Genomic DNA, 12,772 nt, shown 5'->3' on the forward strand with positions numbered 1-12,772 from the left:
AAAATATTATCTACCGAAAGCGCGTATTCAATCACATATCCAGTAATAAACTCGAGGCCTAAATTCTGTTTATAGATCGCCAAACTAGCGTCAAAATTAGCTGGATTAAGGGTAATGTTATGGAAATGGCTACTAGTAACCTCCTGCAATTGGGCGAAATTATTGATGCCATGCAGCAGGTCCCCATTGGTAATTAGCAGAAAATAAAAGCCGAGTGCAAAACTCACCCAGATGAAGCTCATAATGGCAGCTTCCTTTAGGCTTACCTTATGATCCTTTTTATTAAATAAACCGAGGTCGATGGCAAGCATCAACACAATAAACAGCAGAAAGCTGCCAAAAAATAGATATTCGTTAGACATTTTTATTTTTTTCGTTCAGTAGTAAAGCGAATTAACTGCCCCAGTGCATCACGAGAGCTATTTTCTGGAAACTCATTTAAGATTGTAAAAGCTTCATTCTGATAATTCTCCATTTGAGATTTGGCATAAGCCATTCCTCCACTGTTTCGCACAAAGCTAATAATCTCAGCAACCTTTTCCGCTTCCTCGTTATGATTTTTAACTAAATTAATGATTCGCTTTTTTTCAGAGCTACTGGCTTGATTCAAAGCGTAAATTAAGGGAAGCGTAATCTTTTTCTCCTTAATATCAATCCCCAATGGCTTTCCTACATCATCTGTACCAAAGTCGAAAAGGTCGTCTTTAATTTGGAAGGCAATACCCACTTTTTCACCAAAAAGCCTCATTCTTTCAACAGTTTCATCATTTGCACCCGAAGAAGCAGCGCCACAAGCACAACAGGAGGCAATAAGTGAAGCTGTTTTTTGACGAATAACCTCATAATAAACCTTTTCATCAATATCAAGGCGACGAGCTTTTTCGATTTGCAGTAATTCACCTTCACTCATCTGCTTCACCGCATCAGAAACAATTTTAAGCAAAGCAAAATCTCCATTATTGATAGACAAAAGCAAACCTTTTGATAAGAGAAAATCACCAACTAAAACAGCAATTTTATTTTTCCATAGTGCATTTACAGAGAAAAATCCTCTTCGCTGATACGAATTATCCACCACATCATCGTGAACAAGCGTGGCGGTATGAAGCAATTCAACAAGCGCGGCACCGCGATGGGTAGCCTCCGTAATTCCACCGCAAAGACTGGCAGAAAAAAATACAAACATGGGGCGAATTTGCTTGCCCTTACGTTTTACAATATAGTGGGTAATCCGATCAAGAAGCGGGACAGAACTTTGCATGGAAGCTTTGAACTTCCCTTCAAAGGTGTCCAGTTCTGCGGCTATGGGTTTTTTGATCTCGTTGAGACTCAGCATTAATTTCCGAAATCTTGGGTTAGAATAATGCTGTAAAGATATTGAAAATTCAGCAATATGGTCAGTTAAGGCAATTTTAAATAAGCTATTATTTATTAAAATCTACAATATTGACAGAATTTTGATACTTTTGCATCCCTTGTAAAAGGCTAGGTCGATCATACTGGAGAGGTGTCAGTCCGAAGGATGAATCACCTACAAGTAGAAAAAAATAATAACAAGGCCCAATAAATTGGAGAGGTGTCAGAGTGGCCGAACGAGCGAGCTTGGAAAGTTCGTGTACTAGCAATGGTACCGTGGGTTCGAATCCCACCCTCTCCGCAAAGAAATGCTGTCCGCCCTAAGGCGGATGGCATTTTTTGTTTCAGGCGTTACGAGCATAGCTCGTATAAGCATGGAACAAAAAATGACAATAGCGGAGTGAAACGAAGCGATAACATTTCTTTGCTGGTACCCCCTTAAAGGGATCAATGTAATTAATCCCACCCTCTCCGCCATCTAAAATTATAAAGCCCTATTTTCGATAAGATAATAGGGTTTTTTGTTTCTAAAAAACAAAAAGGTAGTAGATTAGGTAGTAAAATAGCAAAATAAAATGGAAACAGAGTAACCCTCTTTCTTCATTGCTAAATACAATTTTCACAACCTAATAAAAGCACTAACAATAACATCACAATATTCCTGTTCACCCCAAACAACATAAATATCGAATAGTAAGCATTAACATCTATAATGAGTATTACGGGTTCCCGTAAGATACTTAATTCAATTAACTATAAATTTAAAAATTCTTGTTGTATACGATTTGAACCTGTAATATTTGAAGACAGGATTTGTTGGGCCTAATTCTGAAAATAGCTTTAAAGAACTTTAAAACAAGGTTATTAAAAATATAAGAATTGCTTAGGTTATACAAACATTAGCTTGGTTATAGATAGGTAATAGATATATTAGAAAGCGGTACCGATTTGCGCTACATACAAGAATTATTTGGACACAATAGCAGCAAAACAACCGAAATATATACTCATGTTAATACAAAAAGCATACAACAAATCAAGAGACCCTTTGGTGATTTATAAGAATAAAAACAATATATTAGACTATAATCAAAACGAAAGAAAATTTCGTTATGCGAGCTTGATTTGGGTGTAAAGGCGAAATTTTTTATCGTATATAAATGAGTTACCACCAATGCTAAAAAGACAGACGACACAGCAAGACAATGACTAAAAATGGACTCGACATACAGACCATATCGACCAAACGGACAGACTTTCAAACTGACCATGTTTTGCTATTTGGACCGTTGACAAAAAAACAAGAAAAAGCCAACCCTTTGCATTTTTTAAAATTTCTTTTAGCCAACCGCACAAGTGGCACATTTGGTTTTGCCCTGACACACAAAGCCGACCCTTCGGCAAAACCAAAAGAGCCACTTCTTCCCTACGCACCAATAGACTTTGTTGCAAAAAGACAAATTACCTTTAAAAGCAAAGTCTGATGAACGAAAGAAAACTATCGGACTTACAGAAAGAGTATAGAGCCTTCTTTTTAGAGAAGATGAAACTTTATAGTGTAAAGTCACCTGCTGAGTTAGCAAAGGAAAAAAAGAGTGTATTCTTCACAGAAATAAAACAGGATTGGGCTAAATACAAACTTTCAAAAAAGCAACTTCAAGATGATTATATTGATAACACAGAATCTGTAGTCAACGAACCAACAGAAACTTTTGAAGATAAGGCACAAGAACAAAGAAATAATAATTCAAGTCATAAGTTAAATGATACGCCCCGAAAGGAGTATCCAATTCAACCTAATCTAGAAAAGGAAAATCAACAAACAGATAACAAGGCAGCAAGTAAAAAACAAGAACCACCACAACAAGAGATTGCGAAACAAGTAATCAAATCGGAGCCTAATCAAGAGCAGACAGACGAACTAAAAATTCTATTTGACCCAAACAATCATTTTACACAAGTAGATAATTACATGTATCCTCTTGTAAAAATGCCTAAGCCAAATTCTAGAATTAAACTCCCAAGAATCGGACGAACAAATCAAAAAGGTTACAAGGAAAATGATTTTTTCAATCAAATTAAACTTCAAATACCAAGCATTGAGAAAACGAATAATGTTCACATGGTAATTCCAAACTATAATAAGCCATATGAACCCGATATAGTTTTGTTTGACAAAAATCTGAACTTATATATCGACATTGAAATTGATGAACCTTATGACGGTTATTATAGGTATCCGACACATTGTATAAACCTCGAAGAAGAAGTTAAGCAAGACAATGTGAGAGATTTGTTTTTTACTGAAAGTGGTTGGGTTGTTTTAAGATTTACAGAGAAGCAAGTCCATTGCCAAACAAATGAGTGTATTGATTATATCAAAAATGTCCTCAATTCAATTTACAATAGAGAATTTTCTAAAAATGCAAAGTGTGAAGCAGAAAAGCAATGGGATTACAACCAATGCATTCAATGGCAAAAAATATTTTACAGAGAAAAGTATTTAGGGATAGACCGTTTTCATAAACAATATAACTACAAGGAAATTGAAATAAATACCGAAGAAACTGACAGCATTGAAATGGTGATTCAGCGAACAAAAAGATTTCAGTTTGAAAATTGGAATAGCAGTATCGCATTTGATGAAGAAACACATAAGTATATTCACCCAAAAGACGAAACGGGGAACGCTGAATACATTTCTGTAACTACACTAATTGAACGTTTCTTCCCTTTCGACCTAAAAAGATATATTGAAAGAAAGGCAATTGAAGAAGATAGAACGGAAGAAGATGTATTGATTGAATACTTAATGATTCGGGATGAAGCAGCGGAGAAAGGAACTTTCCTTCATAATCAAATCGAAAATTATTTAAAGGGAAATGATTTTGATTCAGATACAACAGAATTTAAATTGTTCAATAATTTCTACATTAATGAAATCAAGAAAAGAAACTTGATTTTTCACGATGCAGAAAAAATGATTTATTCTAACAAATATAATGTAGCTGGGACAATTGACTGCCTATTCAAAAAAACGGAAAAAGACGAATATGTAATGCTTGATTGGAAAAGAAGCAAAAAGCTTATCATAGATGGACAACCTAGAATTTTTGGCTATGGCTATGCTTTATCAGAATTAAATCATTTAGACAATTCAAGCTATTACCGATATTGCCTCCAACAAAACATTTATAAAGTTATTGTTGAAAAGGAATTTTCAGTTAAAATCTCATCAATGAAATTGGTAGTATTACATGAAAACTATTCCGACTATTATGTTGTAAATGTTCCTGAAATGAAAAAGGAAGCTAACGCAATTTTAAACTCACTAAAACATAAAATATAAAATGGATGTATTAAAAGAATTTCAAGCCGCAATCGAAATTGAACGCATCAAAACTTTAAAAGATTTTGACGAGCAAATGAACCAACCTTTGGACGAAAGAGTTGCCAAAGGAGTTACTATGTCAAATTTGAAAGTTGAATTTGGATTTTTTGATGGATTACCAAATCCATGGTGTTCAAATTTGCCAGCCTCAAAAAAATACATTTTCTCCGCCAAAATTATATGCGACAACAATATATCAAAATTTAAAGAGGGCAAACCTGTTATTTTGAGTAATGGTTTGCATAGGTTTGAAATGGAAATTGATGAAGATAGTCCTGATAACTTTATTCTTAAACCCAATGATTTCAATGTAAAAACTTGTTACATTGATTCGAATGACTATCCACGGAATAATTGGGAAATAAATGACGCTAAAGTTGATATTATAGCCAAACTATTATTAAATGCTGCTCAAGTGCTGATAAACGACAGTTCAACACTTAATAAAATAGACAGTTTTCTTAACGGAAGAACTAAGAATAATTTTAAAAATTATTCGCAAAGAGTTAATTACTTAAATGAATCTCAAAATACGGCATATCTAAATGCGATTAACGCAAGTGACTTTTGTATTATTCAAGGACCACCGGGAACAGGAAAAACTGAAACCATTGGGAATATCACTAAGCAACTTATTGAAAGCGGCTTAAACGTTTTTATTACCGCCCCAACAAATACAGCAATCAACAACTGTATGAACGCTATAGCTTCAAAAGTTACAGATAGTAGTAAAGTAATCAAGATTGGTGAGAAAGCAGGAAATAAAGAAGTTATCGAAAATCAATCTGTAATGAAAAAATCAAGATTAGCTTATTCTAGTTTTTTCAACAACCCAACATACTGCCAAAAGGGTATTGCAATTGGAGCTACCGCTTATTCACTTTGTTATCCTGGAAGTAAAAAACTTGATGGTTGGAAATTTGATGTTGTGATAATAGATGAGGCATCTCAATTGAGTATTCCTCTTTCAATTGCTGCAATGTGTAGAACAGCTAAATTCATTTTTGTTGGAGACCACAAACAACTTGACCCGATAATTCCAAAAAACTCGAACAACGAAATGTTTGCCGAATCAATTTTTAGCAGACTAGCAAGAATATACCCCAATGATATAAATCTACTGAATACTTCATACAGACTCAATGAAACATTGATTAAAATTCCAAATACATTGTTTTATGAAAATCGTCTCCATTCAGATTCAACCACAAGGATTGATACCACACAATATCAATGCACTTATCATCCTCAAGTTTTAAATAATGATTCGCATGTTTTGTTGCAACATAACGTTTTTGATGCACAGGGTCGTTCACCTTTTGAAGCAAAACTAGTGGCTGAATTGGTTTCCGACCTTTTAAACAACGGTGCAACGCTAAATGACATTGGCATAATGTCTCCCTACAGGGCACAGGTTAGAGAAATTAAAAAAGAAATCAAAAAAATTATTCCAAAGACAATTTACAATCCATTTGAATCTTTATTCGTTGACACGGTTGACAGTATGCAAGGACAAGAGAGAAACTACATAATTTATAGCATGGCTAACTCACATCCTTTAGAATCAATGAGACGGTTAGACTTCTTCTATAGCCCAAACAGACTAAATGTTGCAATTACAAGAGCAATCAAGAAATGTGTTGTAATTGCTAATTACAAAGTTTTTGACATCATAGACGAAGAATTAAAAGACCACAAAGAGTATCAAGACATTAAAAGCAGTCTTGACATTTTTAAACGATTCAACTCTCTTTCGACAAAAATTGAAATTATCCAGACCGAAGGATCTGAATGGTAAATTGGAAAATGAGCCAACGCATTTTGCAAGCACTATTAAAAACCGCAACGCCTGACAAACGATCAAAGTTTTTAATAGAGCTTGCAAAGCCGACCCAAAAGAAAAATTCTATTTAAAATCACACATCCATCAAAAAACAATATATATGACATTTAAAGAAGTTATTAAAGAATCAATTTCTAATAATCACAGATTAGAAATTTCTTATAAAGACTATAATGGAAAAAGTTCATTAAGGCAAATAAGTAATGTTGAATATTCGAATGAATTCCAAAAAAATAGCAGTAAAAACAATGAGCATATATCTGCATATTGTCATTTAAGAAATGAAAAAAGAACTTTCAAATTAAATCGGATAGAAAAAATAAGATTTGTTGAAAGCAATAAAAACACTAATTGGGTCAACAACTCTTCAGGTGGTTGTTATATTGCAACTATGGCATACGGTTCTTATGAACATCCGCAAGTTCTGATATTAAGAAAATTCAGAGACGATGTTTTACACAGTTCTTTTATTGGAAAGTTATTTGTTAAGGTATATTATTCTGTATCACCCAAATTCGTAATCGTCCTCAAAGACCAAATTACTATAAATAGAATCATTAGGAAAATATTGGATAAATTAATTGAAAACATAATTAAATAACGATTTACATAATATGCGAACATCAGACGATTTAAAAATGGTTGAAATCTTTGACAGTCAAATAAGCACTGGTGGTAACACGGGTTTGGCAAAAGTGGCTGTTCAGTGCACCGCAGACACATTTGTGGTTAATCAAACATTAGTTCTCCGCATCAACATTTGAGGTGAAAATCGCCACCTTCGCCAAGCCCGAAACCGTTATCGGCAAGCGTAATTGACTAAACCGTTTAAATTAACACTTCAAAATGAAATTATTAATAAAAATCAGAAAGTTACTATGTCGAATAGGTTTCCATAAATGGGAGGAACATTGGCATAAGACACAGGAAGGGAATTTTCACTGTAAATATTGCGAAAAGTTTATGGACGAAGAGGAAATGTCTAAATACCTGTAATGACAAAATACACTGCAAATTATAAATATACAAATCCGAAATTTATAAATCAGAACCTTATAACAAATCAGACAAACACTGACTTGTTACCGATTTTGTGCTATGAAAAAAGAAATCTTAACACTTATAAGGTTACAGAATTACTAATAAGTGAATTTACATTGATTTTGAAATTTCATTATAAAAATTGAAAATCAAATTAATAGAGCACTTGTCAATAGACTTAAATGAAGTTGAAAAAAAATATGTAAACAGGCAAATCAATTCAGTTGATAACTATATAACCCTATTTTACATAATAAATTATGACTAATTCTATTCTAAATGATACAGTTTTAAAAAAGGTATATTTAAAAGAGTGAAAAAAAGGCAACTATTTGGGAAAATTTGGAGGGGTATGGTGGTTTTGTCCTACATTATTTTATTACAAGTTGGCACTTACCCTAAAGACGGCAAAAAGACAAAAAGATAAAAGTAAAATTATAGGCAATAAGCCGAAGCCTATGTGAAATCCAATTAGGTACAACGCCACCATTAAGCCAACTCATGGATGCTCTAAATTTTCTTTTTTTACCAAACTTTATGACAATTCAAAATCGCAAATGACAGTAGCAGAATTAGCACAAAAACTTAACACAACAGTTGCAGAAATTTTTGAGCATTATAAAAAAATATCGAAGGATATCCCGCAAGATGAAAATTATATTCTCAGTACAGATCTAATAAAAAGGGCGATCCATAATTATGAACCTATTCAACCTAATGGCCAACTTGAAACACGGAGGCGTCGTAATCGTAAATTTGAAACAGTCCGAATCGAAGATTTAAAATCCAAATTGACTGCAATTAGTCATCAACAAAATGTAAAAACAGAAAGCAAATACTATAAGCTTAACAATAAATTAAAACTCGGTAAAGTTAAATTTTTAAATTACGATAATGGATTTGGATATATACATAGTTTCGCTGATGACAAAGATTGTTTTATCCACGTATCAAAACTTATTACATCAAGTATTGATGAAGATGATATTGTAATTTTTGAAACAGTTGACTCCAGAAAAAAGCCAGGCGAATTAGATGCAATCAATGTGTCTAACAAAATTCCTGTTTTTATTTTCAATAAAGATTCGTCGTCAAAATCTTTTGCCTACCCACTCTTACAGAAGCATCTAAAAAAGGAAATTGCTTTAACAGTAAAACATGAAACTGGATTTGCTGTAGTCACAGCTCATTATCAGGCAACAAGTTGGCAGACTACTGTTATATCTTCTGAAATAATTCAAAAAGCAGAATTATTTTTTTTTGGCAAGGCTATAATTGCACAACTTTTACTAAACTTTAATGAATATAAACACTCAATTGAATGGTTAACATCATTTTTAAAAACGGTATTATCTGAAACTGATTTAGAAGCAATTTATAGTGATGCATTTAACAATTTTGAGCAAAAGACAATTTTAGAAATTAACCAGGATATTGAAAAAATTAAGGATTATTCATTCTTTGAAAAATTTATAGAAGAAAAGAAAAAAGCACTTAACAAAATCAGCTTCGTTTTGTGGACTAAGGGCTTTGTTGAAAAGTTACCAAAACCAACTAACAAGGAAGAAGAAGAAATTTGGTATTCAGAAGTGTTATCAATATTGAATTGGGAGATTTTACAAGATATTTTAACAAAACTACTTTCTGAACAAGGTCCAACAAAGCTAGTCGAAGAATCATATAAGTATTTAATTAGCACTGGTTGGGAGATTAAAAATATAGAAGAACTACAAACTGTTGGCTTGTTTATAAATGAAATTAAAACTGTCTTTCCTTTCATCTGTTTGGACGAAAATAATTTTAAATGCGAGTCCAATCAGTTTTATGTTGAACTATATCATACTGGGGTGATAAAGGAGTTGTCAGACACCCGTATTAGGGAATATATTGATGAGTTAAATACTGCTGATGAAAAAGCTGCCTTTATAGAAAAATTGCCTTCCGATAAAATCCTATCATATTATTTTTCCTTTCCTTCGCTGTCAAATTATCAAGAAAGATACATTACTGGAATACTTGAAAGCGAATTTTCAAATATTGATTTTTTGTGTTTTGACTTAGAAACCGATGGTGTGCAAATAAATGAGTTTGCGTGGAAAAATAGATTAGGCATAAAAAGTGAAACGGATTACACAAAACGTGAAGATGGCATTTCAGTTCTTGTAACTCTCATAAATTCAGGTTGTTTAATAATTGGGCAAAATATTAAAGATTTTGACTTACCCGTATTAGCAAATCATGGGGCTGCGCCCTCTACTGATTTTATTTGGGATACACTAGAGGTCGAGATGCTGCTGAATCCTGAACGATTCAGTTACGGACTTAAAACACAACACAGTGCAACCTCAGATACGGAACTCACTTATCGTTTATTCAAAAATCAATTATCAAGGATATTAGTTTCGCAAAGTAATTTAGATACTGTTAAAGAGCTATTGCCTTCAAAAGCAATCGAAGCAATTAATCAAATTAGCAGCAATACAAATTGGGCTTTATTGGATTATGCATATTTTGTAAAACAGTCCGATGAGTTTTTCCGTCCTAATCCCACAAACCAGAATATTTCTGAACAAACATTTAATCTACTCAAAGCAAAATTAAATGAAGACGGGAGAAAGGTTGTAATTGCTCCCGAATTTCTTTGGAACACATTATCCCATCAATTTGACCTCACATTTTATTCGGATAGCAAATCTTTAGAATTTTGCTTAAATAAAGAAAAAATAGAAGCGACTCTTGATGATGACAACTTGCTCAAAGCTATCCTTTTTCGATTTGTAGATTCAAGCATTTCAAAAGGTTTGCAACCATATTTTCAGCACCTACCAATAGCCATAAGATTAAAGCTAAGCAGTGAGCAATCAACGTTAATATGTGACAACATAGATGTTGACTTTGGCAATATTAATCACAAGCCTATCTGTATTAAGCCAACTGATATAGAAATCCTAAAACAGCATGTTGATCAAGTTTCAGATTTAAAAGTAATTGTAGTTGGAAATGAATTATACAATCTAACAAGTAAATTACAATTAGGCCAAGATCTTGATTTTGCTACAATTTTCGACAGATTGAAAAATGAACCAATATGGCTGCAAATGTCTGGTGGTAAAAGTTTCATTAGTCTTGAACAAAGTCATTGCAGGCAATTGGGTATTTCAGAGTTTCCTGAATTTGTTCAAAATATTTGGTTAGAAAAAATTGGCAAGGGCAAATTCAAAGTATGGTGTAATCTAAACTTCGAGGCATATATAAGTGATTTGCCAATAAATAAAGTCTTCTATATTGATTGGGTAGATGAAACCTTTATAAAACTAAACTCTTTCATAATAAGGCCAGATGCCAGGAAATCCGGTTATATAGCAGAACAGAAAAGGGTAAATCCTGAATCATTGTACAGGAAAATATATTGGATATATCAATTCAAATTATTTGAAGGCATTGATAATACAAACAAACCTAAAGTTTTAATCGTAAATGATGAATTAGAAATTGAAAAACTGTCGGCTTACGCAAGGCGAAAAGGGTATTTTATTCCTGATTCAAAGGCCTCTTTGGCAAGGCAGGTCGAATTACTTCATACACATCGATCACCTAACAAACTTTTAATTACTTCTTTCCTAACCTTAGACAAAATTATTTCTAGCAACTATACCGGCCCACTAGATTTTATATGGGATAGTTTTTTGCTACAGGAGAAATTGCAAATGTTGAAAGGAAAAGTTAATAAGGATGAAATTGAAATAACCGAGAATGCAAATTATATTCCATCACTAAAGGGCGATTTGGCTAATAAAGGTGATTTTGATACTTATAAGTTATTTAGACTTCACAAACCGCTAGTTGATTATTATTATAAGATGATAATTGATAACAATCAAGATTCCGGCTTGTATTTATGTGATACAAGACTTGCTGATTTTATTGGTATTGAACAGAGTTTAGAATTAAAATCAAAATATGTAAGCCTTTGGAATAGAATTGAAGATTATGAAACTGATCACAAAGAGGCTTCTGATTTTTTTCCATCAAAATTATTAAAGGACAATTCCTTTGATGTAGTTGAGGCTAAACAGATTCTGAGACAATTATTTTTGCCTAAAAAGGATAATGGAGATTTTTCTGAGTGGTACGACTATCAAGATAAATGTCTCGATGAAATTCTGCCAGCCAATAAAGATTTATTAATTTCTTTACCTACAGGTGCTGGAAAATCTGTTTTGTTTCAAGCTCCAGCATTGTTTCGATCTTCATTTACAAATAAACTTAATATTGTTATAACACCGCTAAGAGCATTAATGCACGATCAGGTTGAAATATTACACAATATGGGATTGTATAGTAATGTTGACTATTTAAGCGGAGACAAATCACAAGAGGAGATTAAGGATATTTATAGAAGAATTGTTGGAGGTGAAATTACCTTGCTTTACATTACACCAGAACGGTTTAGGTCTCGTTCATTTGAAAATTGTCTACTTACAAGACTGGATGCTGACGGCGGATTAGAGTACGTTGTATTCGATGAGGCACACTGTATTTCACAATGGGGGCAGGAGTTTCGCCCTGATTACTTGAATGCTGGAAGGGTTATAGCAGATAAATCGAAAAGTTATCAAATGCGAAAGCTGTTATTTTCTGCAACAATTTCAGAACAAGTTTTTGAAGAAATAAGTATTCTCATGCCGGGTGTTACAACCGTTGAAGGCACAGAGAAAAATTACAATCCGGTAAGAGACCACATCAAAATAGATTTCAAACATAATTTAGTTGAGGACGAGAGGCTATTCGAAGTGGCGAATTACTTAAAATCTGGCAAATTCAATCCAAAATTAAGTCGGGCAATCATTTTTGTTAAGAGCAGGAAAAAGGTCGAATTATGCTCTGTAATAATGCCCGACAGTTTAAAAGATGTATTTGGAGCAGACTGTAGTTTTGCTGATAAGGTTGGCATTTTTCATGCTGGAATGGATGCAGAGGATCGTAAGGATACCTATGAAAAATATAAAACGGGTGAAATTCTAATACTCTTTGCGACAAAAGCATTTGGTATGGGAATGGATATTCCAAATATTCATTTTGTAACACATTATTCACCACCCAGTACGTTTGAAGATTTTCTTCAAGAAGTTGGAAGGGCT

At 33.1% G+C, this 12,772-nt stretch carries 7 protein-coding genes, 1 tRNA gene and 1 pseudogene; 7 read left to right on the forward strand and 2 right to left on the reverse strand.

Annotated elements, in window-relative coordinates:
- Together ACILQF_RS05115 and ACILQF_RS05120 are read right to left on the reverse strand one after the other, a co-directional pair.
- Positions 1–362 (reverse strand): annotated as a pseudogene (locus ACILQF_RS05115) (TerC family protein); the annotation flags it as partial.
- Positions 363–364: 2 nt separating this feature from the next.
- The gene (locus ACILQF_RS05120) at positions 365–1,336 is read right to left on the reverse strand and encodes a polyprenyl synthetase family protein (protein WP_395626338.1); all 972 of its coding nucleotides are present in this window, start codon (positions 1,334–1,336) and stop codon (positions 365–367) included.
- Positions 1,337–1,570: 234 nt separating this feature from the next.
- Here ACILQF_RS05120 and ACILQF_RS05125 point away from each other — a divergent pair.
- The 7 genes from ACILQF_RS05125 to ACILQF_RS05155 form a co-directional block, all read left to right on the forward strand.
- Positions 1,571–1,657, forward strand: a tRNA-Ser gene (locus ACILQF_RS05125).
- Positions 1,658–2,283: 626 nt separating this feature from the next.
- Positions 2,284–2,418 carry a tyrosine-type recombinase/integrase gene (locus tag ACILQF_RS05130; RefSeq protein WP_395626344.1) on the forward strand — a complete coding sequence of 45 codons (135 nt, stop codon included), beginning with the start codon at positions 2,284–2,286 and terminating at the stop codon, positions 2,416–2,418.
- A gap of 143 nt (positions 2,419–2,561) precedes the next feature.
- Complete coding sequence (locus ACILQF_RS05135; protein ID WP_395626339.1) at positions 2,562–2,840, forward strand: hypothetical protein; 279 nt, start codon at positions 2,562–2,564, stop codon at positions 2,838–2,840.
- The gene (locus ACILQF_RS05140) at positions 2,840–4,705 is read left to right on the forward strand and encodes a DUF559 domain-containing protein (protein ID WP_395626340.1); all 1,866 of its coding nucleotides are present in this window, start codon (positions 2,840–2,842) and stop codon (positions 4,703–4,705) included. Before ACILQF_RS05135 ends, ACILQF_RS05140 begins: the two co-directional genes overlap by 1 nt.
- A 1-nt stretch (position 4,706) precedes the next feature.
- Complete coding sequence (locus ACILQF_RS05145) at positions 4,707–6,545, forward strand: DEAD/DEAH box helicase (protein WP_395626341.1); 1,839 nt, start codon at positions 4,707–4,709, stop codon at positions 6,543–6,545.
- 145 nt (positions 6,546–6,690) lie between these two features.
- A complete protein-coding gene (locus ACILQF_RS05150; RefSeq protein ID WP_395626342.1) occupies positions 6,691–7,191 on the forward strand; it encodes a CFI-box-CTERM domain-containing protein in 501 nt (166 codons plus the stop codon).
- Positions 7,192–8,188: 997 nt separating this feature from the next.
- The coding region (locus ACILQF_RS05155; protein WP_395626343.1) for a DEAD/DEAH box helicase at positions 8,189–12,772 on the forward strand (4,584 nt) is incomplete at its 3' end.

The sequence above is a fragment of the Daejeonella sp. genome, from assembly GCF_044232565.1.
Taxonomy (GTDB): domain Bacteria; phylum Bacteroidota; class Bacteroidia; order Sphingobacteriales; family Sphingobacteriaceae; genus Daejeonella.

What these genes read in the sequence shown, in the direction of transcription:
- ACILQF_RS05120 (WP_395626338.1), bottom strand. Translation starts at nt 1,336, where the DNA reads ATGCTGAGTCTCAACGAGATCAAAAAACCCATAGCCGCAGAACTGGAC.
- ACILQF_RS05135 (WP_395626339.1), top strand. Translation starts at nt 2,562, where the DNA reads ATGACTAAAAATGGACTCGACATACAGACCATATCGACCAAACGGACA.
- ACILQF_RS05140 (WP_395626340.1), top strand. Translation starts at nt 2,840, where the DNA reads ATGAACGAAAGAAAACTATCGGACTTACAGAAAGAGTATAGAGCCTTC.
- ACILQF_RS05145 (WP_395626341.1), top strand. Translation starts at nt 4,707, where the DNA reads ATGGATGTATTAAAAGAATTTCAAGCCGCAATCGAAATTGAACGCATC.
- ACILQF_RS05150 (WP_395626342.1), top strand. Translation starts at nt 6,691, where the DNA reads ATGACATTTAAAGAAGTTATTAAAGAATCAATTTCTAATAATCACAGA.